Here is a 15,984-nt window from a genome sequence, read left to right as displayed (position 1 = left end):
AGATGAGAAGTACTTTTAGTTATTTGGTTAATTTTGATGAACTAATGCAAACTCATGGACCATCGATCTATTATCGAAAAGATTAATACCCACAAGAAGCAACCAAACTTAAGATTTCGATTAAAAAGAAATACTGAAAAGTTTACCGACTTACTTTTTTATACCCTGTTCGATATTGAAACACCAGTAGCGGACAGCTTGGATGAATTGGAGAAACAATTTGATGAACTAGTTGATCTAGCTTGCTGGGAAAGCGAAAAACCCTGTAAAAAGGTTTGGGAGAACTATGTAGAAAAATTACCCTTAGTGTTAGAAAGTTTAAATTTAGACGCAGAGGCTACCGTTAATTGTGACCCTGCTTCATTATCCATTGAAGAGGTGTACATGGCATATCCTGGCTTCTATGCCATATCCGTATATAGGTTGGCACACGAACTGTATAAAACAGGATTTCCATTGGTACCAAGATTAATGACGGAATATGCCCATAGACAAACGGGCGTAGATATTAACCCTGGTGCACAAATAGGAAAGTCGTTCCATATAGATCACGGCACAGGTGTGGTCATAGGCGAAACTGCAATAATTAAGAACGATGTTAAAATATACCAAGGGGTTACCTTGGGCGGTCTTTTCGTGGCTAAAAATTTACAGAAGACCAAACGGCATCCAACAATAGAAAATAATGTCACAATATATGCCAATGCCACTATTTTAGGCGGAGATACCGTAATAGGTGCCAACAGTATTATTGGTGGTAACGCATGGATAACGGCGTCTGTACCCGCACATTCCACTGTTTTCCACACCCCAGAAATTAAAATAAAAACAATACCCCATGTCTAATTCTTTATTATCGCTCATTGGTAATACGCCTTTGGTAAAATCAAGGGTTTTAAATACCAACCCTAACGTATCCGTGTATTTTAAGATGGAGGGTCATAACCCTGGTGGAAGCGTTAAGGACCGTGCCGCGTATAACATGATCAAAACAGGTTATGATAATGGTGATTTTACAGCAAATGATAAGCTGATTGAAGCTACTAGCGGTAACACCGGTATTGCCTTGGCTATGATCGCCGGAGTATACGGATTGGATATAGAATTGGTAATGCCCGAGAATTCTACGAAAGAACGTGTGCAGACCATGAGAGCTTATGGCGCAAAAGTGACCCTAACTTCTTCTGATGTAGGAATTGAAGGTGCTCGCGATTATGCTGAAAATAAAGTAGCCAATGAAGGTTATAAAATGATGAACCAATTTGGCAACCCTGATAACTGGAAAGCACATTATAAAACAACGGGACCTGAAATATGGAACGATACTCAAGGTAAAATCACCCACTTTGTATCTGCCATGGGTACAACGGGTACCATCATGGGAACTTCTACGTACTTAAAAGAACAAAATAAGGATATACAAATTGTAGGAGTACAACCAAGTGATAACGCCAGTATACCTGGTATTAGAAAATGGCCTACGGAATATTTACCTAAGATTTTTGATGCTAAAAAAGTAGATCGTATTATGGAGGTCAATGAGATAGAAGCTAAGGAAATGGCAAGAAAATTAGCCAAGGAAGAAGGTATTTTTTCTGGGATGAGTAGTGGTGGCGCAGCAACCGTTGCCCTAAGATTAGCTCAAGAAATAGAAGAAGGTATTATTGTATCTATCGTTTGTGATCGTGGTGATCGGTATTTATCATCTAGCCTTTTTGATTAGTTAAACAATTAAAGATTGATATAAAAAAAGAGCCGCAAATGCGGCTCTTTTTTATTCGTTGTTATAGTGATTTACTTTTCTAACATAGCAGTTTCATTGGGTCTACTATATTCTTCCACCAAAAATTCTAAGTTTTCACCGTGTTCGTTGGTAAAAATATAAGTGGTTTTATCGTTCATCATTTTTTTACTTTTCAAATTGATGTTCTCTACGATTTTTAAATTGTCACCCTCATTCATGGCTACCACCAATTCATTGTTCTTTGAAACCAAAACAAAATCTTCAGGAGTTTTAGCTTCATAACTGAACACTATTTTTTCATCGAAAGCATCATCTTCGTCGTTATCTATTTGAACTGTTTTAATAATTGTGGCTACACTGTCCACTACCCTATCCTGATCAATTTTGCCCTCATCTTCTTTAGCGCTTTCAACAGTGTTCAATCGTTTTGTGGTAATTTCTACAGAATTTTTAACCAACTTTTTTCCGTTGTTCACAGTATAAGATTTAGATATTTTAGTATCTAAAACTTCTTGATTCTTCTCTTGCGCCATTAGCGTTCCTGTCATTAAAAGGATTCCCGCTAAAGACATATAAATATTCTTAGTTTTCATATATACATATTAAATGTTACTACTGCATTTTGATCACTTTAAAAAAAATGTCAAAACCTTATTTGTCCAATACATTGAACAAGGGCAAGATATATGAAACGCTAAGTTACCAATGACCCATAAGCATATTTCTTTAATGGAATACGTATGCTATAGGTAATTCAGTACTTTATAAAGGCAATAGACGTAGGTTTATAACCATTTCTTCTTTTTAAAATAGAACATCATACCTATAAATAGAAGTATCATTACGATCCAAACAACGTAATAACCGTACTTATAATGCAGTTCTGGCATATGGTCAAAGTTCATTCCGTAGATACCGGCAATAAAAGTCAATGGTATAAAGATTGAGGCCATAATGGTCAATACTTTCATTACCTCGTTCATTTTATTACTCATATTACTCATGTACATTTCCATTAAACTCATAGACATTTCTCTATAAATCTGTAAACTTTCGTTTATTTCAATGGCATGGTCCAATACGTCTCGTAAGAACAATTTCGTATCCTTCGTAATCAACGGATTTTCAGAATCTATAAGTCGGCTTATTAGCTCCTTTACTGGAAAAATCCATCTTCTGATCTTAAGCACTTCCTTTTTAAGCAGTTGAATATTCTTTGCCACCACCGGTTCTGGATTAGAATATACTTCTTCCTCTAGAATTTCAATTCTGTTGTTCAGGTTTTCAATAGCTAAAAAATAATTATCCACAATAGCATCTAAAAGTGCAAAAAACAGGTAATCTGCACCTCTGGTCCTAATGCGCCCTAACTTACCGGTTATACGGTCTCTTAGCCCGTTAAACACATCAGCTTTAACCTCTTGGAATACCAATACGGTATTCTCCAATAAGACCAAGGCAATATGTTCCCCTACAATTTCTTCTTCCTCAGAAATATACAACATTCTAAATATGCCAAAAATATAGTCGTCATATTCATCTACCTTGGGTCGTTGTTCGGTATTTACGATATCTTCTAATACCAAAGGGTTTAGGTTAAAATGCTTACCTAATTTTTCAATAAAGGGCTCATCAGAAATACCAACTACATTGATCCAAGAAGTTTGATCTGTTCTTTTTTCCGCAAAAAATGCTTCTAAATCAGTAAACTCTTTGGTCTCATAACCATCGGCATTATAAGTAGTACTATATATAATACTATCTCCACGCTCCTTATCTCCCATGTAACTTATAGTCCCCGGAGCTTTCCCTAGCTTATTCTGCTGGCGCGATTTTTTCTTTTTTCGCTTTGGGAAGTTGAGCTTTTTATTTGTGGCCATATATAGTATTTTTTATAAATATATTAAACTAACAACTAATTCGTAAAGGTCAGTTCATTAAGAATTAAACCGGAACCAGGTGCAATAGTTTTTAAGACCATATCAGCATCTACAAGCAAAGAAGCTCTAATATCATCAAGTGACAGTTCCCCCTTGCCCAATTGTACCAATGCTCCCATGATCATTCTAATTTGATATCGCATAAAACCCTTGCCCTTAATTCTTAAAACATAACTCTGCTCTGGAAAAAAATTAGCGGTCAACATAGTGTTGGGTTCAATATGGCAAGAATCAATTTTTCTTATAGTTTTGGCATTCGCTTTTAATTCTGCAGTATATACAGAGAAATCATGAGTCCCAGTGAATAATGTGGAACCTTCTTTCATTACATCTAAATTAAGGTCGTGCATATAGTTTGTAATGAACGGGGCACTAAATGGGTGATTTTTGGTTCCAAAGGAAAAGAAATAACAATATTCCTTTGTTTTACTATCCTTAATAATATTAAAATTTTGTTCAACTGCTGATATGGAAAGTAATCTAATATCCGGTGGTAGATTTTTATTAAAATCAATAACAAAACTATTTAAGTCTTTAAATTCATCATCCACGAACAATTCAAAAGCACCATCTAATGAAGAGACCTTTGCATCTGTTCTACCGGCACCTAATATTTTAAAATGCTTATCTGGGTATAAGAAAGCATAGGTTTTGTTCAACATGCCTGTAATAGTCCGCATTTTTGGTTGCTCTTGCCAACCGTTATATCGAAAACCTAAATATTGTAATCGTACCAAATAGCAAAACTGCTGTTTTTTCATAGCTACAAAAGTAATTACAATTTAGCATGAACTATACAGTGGTTTGCTGTTAATCATGGAGTTTTTATTAAATTGGTCTAAGTAACAAACACTTAGGTTCCCTCTATGATCAATTCAACAGTAAATCCTCCAAAAGTTTTCTGGGCAGTTGCTGTTATTGCCCTTTTTTATAGCATCATTGGAATTCTATCTTTTTTAAGCGAATGTTTTGTTACAGATGAAATTTATAACGTGTTGACAGATGATGAACGATATATCTATGAGAACCGTCCTTTTTGGTTGCTGATCGTATTTGGTGTTGATGTTTTTGCTGGAACTACAGCATCACTATTTCTTCTTCTTAGAAAAATTATGGCTTTTAAATTAGGTTTGATATCCATTATTGCAACGACTATTCAAATACTATATTTTTATTTCTACAGTAATATAAGTAATGTCATAGGGCCAACTAGCATGCAAATGCCTTTGATAATTTTTGCAATCAGTTTTATGTTGCTTTTATTTATAAAATATAGTATCATAAAGAGGTGGTTAGCTTAAGGTCAGTAACTTAATCAACAAAGTTAACCGTTCATCGAATTGTTTAAAATAAACGAAAAACATACCCGTTCTTGAAACGAAACTATGGTTCCCCTAAGACCATTTAAACTTAGTTTTATGAATTCTATTAAAGGAATATTGACCTGGAAACGTACTCTAATCGTATCGGTTGCCGTATTGTTTCTATTGAACATTTTTAGTTTTTACGGCTTGTACACCAACAAGTTTTATTTCTTTAAGATTGACAACTACATTTTCCCTTTGTTATCCATAATCCATTTGGTCTTTTTGTATGTACTATGGTTTAAGATCAGTGAAAACGAACTAAGTGACCCGCCAATGCGCACTTTAGAATACGTGTTATATCTTATTTCTTTGGTCTATCTCTATAAATTGGTAGAAACCATTATCATATTATTCAGTTATTCGGATTTTGAAAATCATCTTATTCCAAGTACGTTTTTGCCCCTGGGCTTTGTTATATTATTGCTATACGCCGTATTATTATTAGTTACCTTTTTAGCTGTAGTGTACAGAAAAGAAATTGTGGGCACCTATTTGTTCGATGATATGAACCAGCATGTAGATCACTGGAAATAATATTAAATTCTAGATATATTAGCCTCGATTATTTTTATCGAGGCTTTTTTTTTGCTGTCACCTTACATCGCCTTATGTATTCTGTTAATCGGATTTATTCAACTTCTTTGTAATTATTATTGGATTACACGACTCAACACCCAAACCATTACAGTAGAAACGGTACTTTTCTGCGTAATGTGATTTTTCTGTGATACTTTTTATCTTAATTCGTTACTCCATATGAAACGTATACTAATTATAGAGGATGACCCCGAAATCATTAAGTTGTTAGAACTTCATTTGTCTGATGTCAGCTATGAAACAACCATGGCTATGGATGGCGATGAAGGACTTCAACTGGCTTTGCAAAATGATTATGAGCTCATACTTTTAGATTTGACCTTGCCAAGCTTAGATGGTGTTGAAGTTTGTAGAAGACTACGGGCTACCAAAAATACACCCGTAATCATGCTTACCGCAAAGTCAGAGGAAATTGATCGGGTTCTGGGCTTGGAAATAGGTGCAGATGATTATATGACCAAACCTTTTAGTATAAGGGAATTATTGGCACGGATAAAAGCTGTTTTAAGAAGAACTAAAGACACCGGTAAAAAACAAGAAGATACTTCCATAATATCAGCGGAGGGTTTAACCATAGATATTGACAAACGAAAGGTTGTTGTAGATGATTATAAGATCGAACTTTCGCCTAAGGAATTTGAGCTATTGGTCTTAATGGCCTCTAACCCTGGTAGAAACTATACCAGAACAGAATTATTGAATATGATCTGGGGCTATAATTTTGAAGGATACGAGCATACGGTAAACTCCCATATCAACAGATTACGCGCCAAAATAGAATCTGACATGGCAAACCCAACCTATATTTTAACAACATGGGGCGTTGGTTACAAGTTTAATGAAGAGATAATGGCATTATGAATAACGAAAAGACCTTGACCCCTAAACTGGTCAAAAAATTATGGATCGCTTTTATTTTCCTAATTGTTTTAATGGGTGCCTCTTATATTTTTATCACAGGGTATCTTACGCTTAACTACAATGAGGCCATTACCCAGCGCATTAATGCCAACGTTGCAGAACATGTCATCCAGGAAAAATTTCAGAATGATGCCCCTTTTCTTGAAGACGGTAGTGTAAACAAAGCGCTTTTTGGTGATTTAATGCATGACATGATGGCCGTTAATCGGGGTATAGAAATATATCTTTTGAACAATGCCGGTGACATTCTGTATTCCGTAGTATTGGAACATAACGATAACGAACCAATGAAATCGGTTTCCTTAGAACCGATTAATAAATACATAGCATCAAAAGGACAAGAATTTATTTTGGGCGACGATCCTTTGAACCCCAATGAGCAAAACATTTTTTCTGCAGCTCCATTTTCAATAGATGGTCATGAAGGCTATATCTATATTATTGTTGCCGGAAAGCAATTGGCCCTTATAAGTGACAACCTTTTTGGCTCGTATTTTACAAAACTGAGCATTGGTGCCATTCTGCTGACCATGCTTTTTTCAGCTTTAATTGGAGTTCTAAGTATTTGGTTCTTGACCAAAAATTTAAGATTGATTACACAGACCGTTCGTAAGTTTCAAGAAGGCGATCTAGATATTAGAATAGAAAATCCTGAAGAATCCGATATTGAAGTGGTAGCTCTTTCCTTTAATAAAATGGCAGACTCCATAGTAGAGAATATGGAGAAAATAAAATCTGTAGATAATTTACGAAGAGAGTTGATTGCCAATGTATCACATGACTTACGTACTCCGCTTGCTGTTTTAAAAGGATATATAGAAACGTTACAGATCAAGAAAGGTTCATTGACAGAGCATCAAAAAGACGAGTACTTACAAATAACCCATGCTAACATTGATAAGTTATCTGACTTGATTAATCAACTGTTCGAGTATTCTAAATTAGAAGCAGAACAAGTGACCCCAATAAAAGAACCTTTCTCTATCACAGAACTTTCACACGATCTTATTGCAAAGTTCAGGTTATTGGCAGAACAAAAGCAATTGCATTTAGAATTGGACAATCCTGAGGAGAATTATATGGTCTATGCGGATATTGGTTTGGTAGAAAGGGCACTGCAGAATTTAATCGAGAATGCAATTAAGTACACGGAGCCTCATGGGAAAGTCACTTTGAGCCTTGTAAAAATGGGCAAACAGATAGAAATCAATATTACCGATACCGGTAACGGCATACCTATAAATGATCAACCATTTATATTTGATCGATATAAACAGGTAGATAAAACCACCAAAAAACAAGGGTTAGGTTTAGGCCTTGCCATTGTTAAAAAGATTATGGACTTACATGACACCACCATTGTGGTACTCAGTAAACCATATGAAGGCAGTTCCTTTATTTTTAAATTGCCCGCTTATCAATTGCAATGAGTTTAAATTGCTATGATAAAGAAGAAAGCCCTTTCAAAACATGAAAGGGCTTTTTCATTGGGGACTACAATAAAATATTTTAAATAAGGTTATAGGTAAAACTTAAATTTTCTAATATATGAAAGTAAGAAACCTACTTTTTATTTCAATGTCAGCCTTCTTTATTCAATCATGTTCTAATGACGACATGGTCAATGAGCCTGAAGATCCTGTTACTGAAGAACCTACAACAGAAGAACCTGAAGAGACTGAAAATAGTGCTCCAGAAGCGTTTGACTTACTTACTGTTGAAAATGAAGACAGCAATATAGAATTGGCACCTACCCTAACTTGGAATGCCGCTATTGATGCTGACGGAGACAGTATTACTTACAAAATACTTTTAGATACAAATACAACTCCTGAAACCGTTTTAGGCGAAAATATTGAGGATACTTCATTTGTATTGACCACGAATTTGGAAAGAAACACTACATATTATTGGATGGTAGTTGCTATAGATGCAAATGGTGCAGAAACCAACAGCACCTCTATATTTAGCTTTTCTACCAAAGGAATTTCTTTGGCAGAAGTTGCATTACAAGAGAATGCAGCCTTTTCGGCAAGAAGAAATCATACCATAACGGAGTTTAATGGTAAACTATACCTTATTGGTGGGCAAGATGATTCTAACGGCTATAAAGATGTATGGTCTTCTGTTGATGGAAAAGACTGGACCTTGGTTGCCGAAGAACCTTTTGGTTTCTTTCCTAAAAGCAACCATACAGCTATTGTTTTTAAAGATAAACTTTGGGTCATAGGTGGTGGTTTTAGTGATGTTTGGTCAACGAGCGATGGTGAAACTTGGACACGTAATGAAACCTCGCCTGGGTTTGATTCTCGCGAAGGTCACTCCACGGTCGTATACAACGATAAACTATGGGTAATTGGAGGCACTAGTGTATCTGATCAAAAGAACGACATTTGGTCTTCTGAAGACGGACTTGTTTGGGAACAGGTGGCAGAAAGCACGCAATTTTCTCCAAGAGCAGACCACACGACTGTTGTCTTTGAAGATAAAATGTATGTTATAGGTGGTATGTTCATAGAAGATTTTTCATCAAACTTTTTAAACGATATCTATTCTTCAACAGACGGTATCAATTGGGTAGAAGTTGATCCAGCGACCATATTTGGCGTTCGTGCAGAACATACATCTGTAGTATATGATAATAAAATTTGGGTCATTGGCGGATGGCAAGCCGTTGTTAACGAAACCACTTTTGAACAAGATGTTACCACTTTTGCAGATGCCTGGTATTCTGAGAATGGTATTGATTGGGTACAAATAGCAATCAATGAGACTTTTGCCGCTCGTTTAGGACACGCGACCACATTATTTGAAAACAAGATTATTGTTTGCGGCGGTTTAGACCTTAATGCAAGCACTAACAGTAGAACACATTCAAATGATGTTTGGGTAATAGAATAACAAACTCATTTTTAGCATAAAAAAAGCCCGTTCAAGTTTGAACGGGCTTTTCTATTTTATATGGAATTTTAAATTCCTTTTAAAAAACTACTGTACAGATCTTTAAACTCATACCCGTCTGTAAAGCGTTGTTTATTCAGTTTTTTGTAGGAAACCAATCCCCATAATAACAACTCTTTTAAGAAATATGCATCTTTTTCATCAAAATCTGGTTGATGATCTTTCATCAATTGGTTTAATGCGGGAATACTATCTAATGCACGTTTGTATTCCTCATCGGTAAAATCGTCCATCAATTCAAAACCTTCTCCTTGAAAAAACCAGTGCAACAGTTCATCATAAACGGTTTCTTCGTCTTTACGCTCCAGTTTATTAATTTTTGGAAAATACTTGGGAAACAATGTTTTTACCGCATCATCTATCAGGATACCAGCCACAACATCCGCTCCCTCCTGCTCTCCTTCATATACCAATTCTATTTTTCCCGTAATGGCAGGTACAATTCCTAAGAAATCGCTTAAACGTACCATGGTATGGTCACCACCGTTCAATAAAGACCTGCGCTCTGCAGTACTCAATAAGTTTTCAAAAGCCGTTATGCTCGTACGGGCACTCACCCCACTTTTGGCATCTACATACTCACTGTCCCGTGCTTCAAAAATCACTTGCTCCAAAAGGTCTTTTGCAAGATCCGGAACGTAAACAGCATCGGTTTGTCGGGCATCAAGCTTGGCTTCTTGCTCCGTAATCTTTCTGGCTATTTCAATATCATCAGGATAATGCGTTAATATTTGCGACCCGATTCTATCTTTTAGCGGAGTTACAATACTACCTCTATTGGTGTAATCTTCAGGGTTTGCCGTGAATACAAATTGAATATCCAAAGGCAATCTCAGTTTGAATCCCCTGATCTGAATATCCCCTTCCTCCAGAATATTGAATAAAGATACCTGAATACGAGCCTGTAAGTCGGGTAACTCGTTAATTACGAATATACAGCGATTGGCACGTGGTATCATCCCAAAATGAATTACCCTATCATCTGCATAAGATAATTTTAGATTTGCCGCTTTAATAGGATCTACATCACCAATTAAATCCGCCACCGTAACATCTGGCGTTGCCAATTTTTCTGCAAAACGCTCACTTTTATGCAACCACGAAATTGGGGTATCATCACCTTTTTCTTTGATCAGTTCCATGGCAAATCTAGACATGGGCTTCATGGGGTCGTCATTGATTTCAGAACCTGCTACAACGGGAATATATTCATCTAACAGATTTACCATTAAATGCGCCAAACGTGTTTTTGCCTGGCCACGAAGTCCCAATAAATTAATGTTATGTCTAGATAGTATGGCGCGCTCCAATTCTGGAATAACCGAATCTTCATAGCCCCAAACACCGGTAAAGGCATCTTCTCCCTTTTTTATTTTATCAATGAGGTTGTCTCGCAACTCATCTTTTACACTTTTGGTTTGGTATCCGGCAGCTTTTAAGGGGCCCAACGTATGTATATTTTTATAATCTAATTTCATAGTATTCCTTTGGTCTTATTTCAATCTTTTTTTTCTGTTTGCTTCGTAATCTTCAAATATCATTTCACCCAACCCTTTTAATCCCGTGAAAAATGCCTTGCCCTTGTTGGCTTCCGTAAAATGGCGAATAAACTGCATGAGATATGGGTCTTGGGCTATCATAAACGTGGTAATGGGTATATGCAATTTTCTTGCTTGGCGCGCCATATTGTAGCATTTTTCCACAATAAAATCATCCAAACCAACACTATTCTTATAATATGTACCGTCTGGCATGCGCAGACAACTAGGCTTACCATCGGTAATCATAAAAATCTGTTTATTGGTATTACGCTTTCTGCGCAGCATATCCATGGCCAATTGTAATCCGGCAACGGTATTGGTGTGATACGGACCTACTTTTAAATATGGTAAATCTTTAATAGGTATGGGCCAGGCATCATTACCAAAAACCAAAATATCCAATGTGTCTTTTGGGTATCTGGTGGTAATCAATTCTGCCAATGCCATAGCAACTTTTTTTGCGGGCGTAATACGGTCTTCGCCGTACAAGATCATACTATGGCTAATATCGATCATAAGAATGGTGCTCATTTGTGCCTTATGCTGGGTATCTTCTACCACCAGATCATTTTCGCTCAATTGAAAACTACCAACACCGTGATTAATTTGGGCGTTTTTAAGACTCTCGGTCATAGATATGTTTTCTAGACCATCGCCGTAACGGTATACCCTAAGGTCGCCCGTGTGCTCATCACCTTGTCCGGATTTTCCTGTTTTATGGTTACCCGCACCACTACGTTTTAACTTACCAAAAATTTGGTCCAATGCACGCTGACGAATAATACGTTCCATTTTTGCGGTTATGGAAATATCTCCGCCGCCAGAACCTTCTTCACCATCTTCACCGTCGCCACCGCCATCTTTAAACTCTTCGCGTATGTACCCTTTCGCCTTTAAATCTTCAATAAAATCGTCAATGGTGTAGTCTTCGGTAGTCAGTTCATATTCCTTGTCCAGCTCACGTAACCAGTCTATCGCTTCGTCAAAATCGCCAGAAGTATGTGTGATCAGCTCCTGAAAAATATCAAAAAGCTTATCAAAAATCGATTGTTCGGGTGCTTCGTAAGTTTCAAAGCGAAACCCTTTTCTTTCATTCATAGCCATACTATAAAATTAACACTTTTACCTTGGATGCCCACGGCTTTTGGGAAATGTTAACTTATTTGGTTGTTGGTTGTTGGTTGTTGGTTGTTCGTTGTTCGTTGTTGGTTTTATACTTAGCGCTTTGCGAATACCAATGGCGTAGCGAAAAGTGACCGGCGCAAAGCTTATAGCGTTTAGCAAGCAACGTTTTGCGCATAGTGTTTAAAAAAGTAACTTCGGCTACGCTCAGTTACCGGTATTTAGCAACACTATTTACAAACGACCAACAACTAAAAAGATAAACCATCGACCAACTTGCAACCATCAAACAGATACAAGGCTTTTTAAGCACTCCCCCGCTTTGGGAAGGTGTACAGTTTGGCGTTTCCCAGTTTCAGTTTCCTGAGGTGGCGGTAGACAGTTTTGTGGTTAGTGAAATACCGGAAAAATTGCGCTTGGGACATCAAATGGAATTTGTGTGCAAACAGATGTTAGAGGCAAATAATGCGTATGATGTTCTCCTGCACAATATGCCCATACGAGAAGAAAAACGGACTATTGGTGAAATAGATTTCATAATTCAGGAAACCGCTACAAAGCAGTTAATTCACATAGAATTGACCTATAAATTCTATCTGATAGACACCGATATTAAAGAACCCATACACCAACTGGTAGGTCCCAACCGGCGCGATGCCTTTTATGCCAAGCTAGAAAAGATAAAGAACAACCAATTTTCATTGATTCACACGCCTATAGGGCGCTCCGCATTGTTGAAAAAAGGAATTGATACCGAAAACATAACGCAGCAAGTTTGCTATAAAGCCCAGTTATTTCAACCCTATTCTAGTGAGCCATTATTCATTGCACCGTTAAACAAAAATTGTATTATAGGCTATTGGTTACGCTTGGCAGCATTTCATACGGCTGACTTTACACCACATACATTCTATATCCCTACCAAAAGTGAATGGGTTTTACAGCCTACGGACAACGTAGCATGGCGCTCACACAAAGAAATTATTATAGCTATTATAGAACGCTTAAAAAACAACAGTGCACCCATGGTTTGGATGAAGAAAAACAATACGTTTGAGAAGTTCTTTGTGGTATGGTGGTAAACATAGTTCTAAGTTTAAATTTGATAAATGCCTGTTAATAATTGTTGATAGGTCTTTTTTAATGTGAGTGGGAATTAGATTACTTTTATAGGTGATATATGTGCAATTGTGTATATATCGAATTGTTAGGGCTAAATAAAAAAAATATAAAATGAACATACTAGATTGGATTGATATTGGTAAAGTTTCAGCAGAAAGGGATGACCTATTGTCAAAATACTTTTATGATGCTGGGGTTCTAAACAGTGTAATTCAGAATTCTGATTCATTCCTTGTTCTAGGACGAAAAGGAGCTGGAAAAACTGCTGTATTTAAGTATTTATCAGAAAATAAAGCCGAATTTATTCCGGATGAAGACATTTTGATCTCGCTTTCATTTGAAGATTATAATTGGAATATTCACTCCCTTTTGGTAGATCCAGGAAAAGCTGAGTCTTTAGCTTTTAAACAGTCATGGAAGTTTGTAATTTTAGTCGAGTGTATTAAGGCTTACCACAAATGGTACGAAGATTCAAATATTACCATACCAAAAAAACTTTCATCAACAAAAAAATTACTTGAGAAACTATTCGACTCACCAATTCCGTCCATTGGAAAAATCATCGGAAAAAAACTACTCTCTCTCTCCAAATTTTCTCTACCAAAAGCTGGACTTGACCTTGAGAATGGAAATTTCGATTCGGCTGAACTCGGAGGAGGAGAAGTATCTTTCGAAGACGTCAAAAATGATGACAATCTACAAGGAATACTTACTAACAACATTGAAAATGTAATTACTATTCTTGAAGATTCTTTATTTAATTTGGATTCAAGTTGTCCTATTATATACCTTTGCTTTGATAGAGTAGATGAATCTTGGGACGAAGTATCCTACACGGCTTCTAAACCTGTAATCACTGGGTTAATTTCAGCAAGTGATACCATTTCTTCACAGTATAAAAATAAAATAAGACCAGTAGTATTTTTACGTGAAGATATTTTTGAGGTGCTAGAAATTAATGACTCAAATAAACTTAGGGAAGATTGCGGTGAATTACTTCATTGGAATAGAACCTCATTGAACAATCTCATTCTAAGACGACTTAATTTTTACGCCAGCTCAAAAGATGTTAATTCCATTACAGATATAGATGGACTCTTTGACAAAAAAGAGATGAGGCAAAGAACTAGACCAACAAATTATATTTTAAAAAGAACGATGATGAGACCCCGAGATTTTATCGCATACATGGGTAAAATTATTCGGGTAATGAAAGATAAACAGAATGATCCCTTTTCAGACGAAATAAATGAATTTGAAAACCTCGAAATAAGTGCGATTTATGATGCAGAACCTTCATATTCTGATTGGTTGCGTCAGGAAATTCTTGATGAATGGAAGGTTCAAAATCCAATTATTAAAGATTTATTTAATTCTTTGAGAAATAACGGATTCACAAATTTCACAGCCGAGGAATTACAAGAACAAATGAAAAGCCAACACCCCACGATTAGAATAGAGCAAGTCAACGACTATTTAAGATTTTTATTTGACAATTCGATAGTCGGATTTAAACTAGGAGCCTCTAAAGAATGGAGGTTCAAATGTTTTTATCCCTCACAAGGCTTTGTTGTTTCCGATGAATATAGGGTACATGAGGGGCTAGTTAGATCATTGAATTTAAAGGAAACTCGAGAAAAATAACTAGCCCTAACAATGGGTATAAAACATAGGGAGGACAGTGGTTTCCGTAAGTTTCGGTACTTAGCAAGCTTTGTCTCCGTGGACATGTAAGAAGCTCCGAAATGCCCTACGTTTCATACCCGAGTCGTTACATCCCTCATCAACAACATCCTAAAACAATGAACTACCAAACATTTCAACCACATCAAGACCTGGAAGCTTTGGTCAGTTGTTATTGGACTTTGGAAATTCCTGCTGAATATAGTGCTGAAAGACAGCGTATAGTACCAGATGGTTGTATTGAAATGGCATTTATTCTTGGGGATGATATTAAACGCTATACTTCGCAAGATGAGTTTATACTACAACCACGTGCCATGGTACTGGGGCAAACCCTAGCACCCTTTTTTATTGAACCTACGGGTTATGTAAACACTTTTGCCATACGTTTTTACCCTTATGGCTTTGCCAATTTTGTTACTACACCCATTGAGCAATTGGCAAATAAAGAAACCCCGCTAACCTCACTTTTTGAAGCTTCAATTGTCAATGAACTGGAGCGCAACATCATTAATGCGGAAGACACAAAACAACGCATTGCAGTTATTGAAAAATTCCTTTTAGGGAGGTTGCATGAACAATCCACCATTGATACTATTGTAAAGCAAACCGTAGATGCACTTTTAACTTCAAACGGTACTGCGACTATTACCACCATTCTCAAAGAAGATTTGTCCAAAAGAAGACAATTGGAAAGAAATTTTAAAAAGCAGATTGGCGTTAGTCCTAAACAATTGGGCAAGGTCATACGATTACAATCTGCATTAAAAATGCTACTGAACAAAGAAACGGACAGCCTTACCAAAATTGCCTATAAAAGCGACTATTTTGACCAAGCCCATTTTAATAAGGATTTTAAGGAATTTACCGGCATTAGCCCTACAGCATTCTTAAGCAATGAACAAATGGTACTCTCTACCTTGTTCTATAAATAGCCTGCGTGTCGCATTTTTACAATTTTTTAGTTGAATACTATTTCATATTTG

The 15,984-nt window shown here is 36.5% G+C and carries 15 protein-coding genes; 10 read left to right on the top strand and 5 right to left on the bottom strand.

Annotated features, from left to right (window positions below; all coding sequences use genetic code 11):
* The first annotated feature begins 54 nt into the window (after positions 1-54).
* Together epsC and cysM are read left to right on the top strand one after the other, a co-directional pair.
* Positions 55-846: a serine O-acetyltransferase EpsC gene (epsC, locus tag YQ22_RS17075; RefSeq protein ID WP_058102667.1), complete on the top strand. Its 792-nt coding sequence runs from the start codon at positions 55-57 to the stop codon at positions 844-846.
* Positions 839-1,723 carry a cysteine synthase CysM gene (cysM, locus tag YQ22_RS17070; protein WP_071342160.1) on the top strand — a complete coding sequence of 295 codons (885 nt, stop codon included), beginning with the start codon at positions 839-841 and terminating at the stop codon, positions 1,721-1,723. Before epsC ends, cysM begins: the two co-directional genes overlap by 8 nt.
* Positions 1,724-1,794: 71 nt before the next feature.
* Here cysM and YQ22_RS17065 read toward each other — a convergent pair whose 3' ends face one another.
* The 3 genes from YQ22_RS17065 to YQ22_RS17055 form a co-directional block, all read right to left on the bottom strand.
* The gene (locus YQ22_RS17065; protein WP_156894591.1) at positions 1,795-2,337 is read right to left on the bottom strand and encodes a hypothetical protein; all 543 of its coding nucleotides are present in this window, start codon (positions 2,335-2,337) and stop codon (positions 1,795-1,797) included.
* A 192-nt stretch (positions 2,338-2,529) separates the two neighbouring features.
* On the bottom strand, positions 2,530-3,624 hold the full coding sequence (corA, locus tag YQ22_RS17060) for a magnesium/cobalt transporter CorA (RefSeq protein WP_071342158.1): 1,095 nt from the start codon (positions 3,622-3,624) through the stop codon (positions 2,530-2,532).
* A 35-nt stretch (positions 3,625-3,659) separates the two neighbouring features.
* Positions 3,660-4,445 carry a tRNA pseudouridine(38-40) synthase TruA gene (locus tag YQ22_RS17055; protein ID WP_071342157.1) on the bottom strand — a complete coding sequence of 262 codons (786 nt, stop codon included), beginning with the start codon at positions 4,443-4,445 and terminating at the stop codon, positions 3,660-3,662.
* A 105-nt stretch (positions 4,446-4,550) separates the two neighbouring features.
* Between YQ22_RS17055 and YQ22_RS17050 the strand changes: the two genes are divergently transcribed.
* From YQ22_RS17050 to YQ22_RS17030, 5 genes are all read left to right on the top strand, one after another.
* Entirely contained in the window at positions 4,551-4,985 is a 435-nt protein-coding gene (locus YQ22_RS17050) for a hypothetical protein (RefSeq protein WP_071342156.1), read from the top strand.
* 117 nt (positions 4,986-5,102) lie between these two features.
* Positions 5,103-5,585, top strand: a complete 483-nt coding sequence (locus YQ22_RS17045; protein ID WP_071342155.1) for a hypothetical protein — start codon at positions 5,103-5,105, stop codon at positions 5,583-5,585.
* Positions 5,586-5,807: 222 nt separating this feature from the next.
* The gene (locus YQ22_RS17040; RefSeq protein ID WP_071342154.1) at positions 5,808-6,509 is read left to right on the top strand and encodes a response regulator transcription factor; all 702 of its coding nucleotides are present in this window, start codon (positions 5,808-5,810) and stop codon (positions 6,507-6,509) included.
* On the top strand, positions 6,506-7,999 hold the full coding sequence (locus YQ22_RS17035) for a sensor histidine kinase (protein ID WP_071342153.1): 1,494 nt from the start codon (positions 6,506-6,508) through the stop codon (positions 7,997-7,999). The genes YQ22_RS17040 and YQ22_RS17035 overlap by 4 nt, the downstream gene beginning before the upstream one ends.
* Positions 8,000-8,117: 118 nt before the next feature.
* Complete coding sequence (locus YQ22_RS17030) at positions 8,118-9,470, top strand: Kelch repeat-containing protein (RefSeq protein ID WP_071342152.1); 1,353 nt, start codon at positions 8,118-8,120, stop codon at positions 9,468-9,470.
* Positions 9,471-9,538: 68 nt separating this feature from the next.
* Here the strand turns inward: YQ22_RS17030 and YQ22_RS17025 are convergent, their stop codons facing one another.
* Both YQ22_RS17025 and YQ22_RS17020 read right to left on the bottom strand, forming a co-directional pair.
* Positions 9,539-11,008: a magnesium chelatase gene (locus YQ22_RS17025; RefSeq protein ID WP_071342151.1), complete on the bottom strand. Its 1,470-nt coding sequence runs from the start codon at positions 11,006-11,008 to the stop codon at positions 9,539-9,541.
* A 15-nt stretch (positions 11,009-11,023) separates the two neighbouring features.
* A complete protein-coding gene (locus YQ22_RS17020; protein ID WP_071342150.1) occupies positions 11,024-12,175 on the bottom strand; it encodes a vWA domain-containing protein in 1,152 nt (383 codons plus the stop codon).
* 386 nt (positions 12,176-12,561) lie between these two features.
* Here YQ22_RS17020 and YQ22_RS17015 point away from each other — a divergent pair, with 386 nt between their 5' ends.
* The 3 genes from YQ22_RS17015 to YQ22_RS17005 all read left to right on the top strand — a co-directional run bounded on the left by YQ22_RS17015 (position 12,562) and on the right by YQ22_RS17005 (position 15,933).
* Positions 12,562-13,275 carry a DUF1853 family protein gene (locus YQ22_RS17015; RefSeq protein WP_071342149.1) on the top strand — a complete coding sequence of 238 codons (714 nt, stop codon included), beginning with the start codon at positions 12,562-12,564 and terminating at the stop codon, positions 13,273-13,275.
* 151 nt (positions 13,276-13,426) lie between these two features.
* Entirely contained in the window at positions 13,427-14,959 is a 1,533-nt protein-coding gene (locus tag YQ22_RS17010) for a P-loop ATPase, Sll1717 family (RefSeq protein WP_071342148.1), read from the top strand.
* Positions 14,960-15,117: 158 nt separating this feature from the next.
* Positions 15,118-15,933, top strand: a complete 816-nt coding sequence (locus YQ22_RS17005; protein ID WP_071342147.1) for an AraC family transcriptional regulator — start codon at positions 15,118-15,120, stop codon at positions 15,931-15,933.
* The last annotated feature ends 51 nt before the right edge of the window (positions 15,934-15,984 follow it).

The organism is Maribacter sp. 1_2014MBL_MicDiv, assembly GCF_001865655.1.
Lineage (GTDB): Bacteria > Bacteroidota > Bacteroidia > Flavobacteriales > Flavobacteriaceae > Maribacter > Maribacter dokdonensis.
This window is presented reverse-complemented; position numbering and strand designations above follow the sequence as displayed.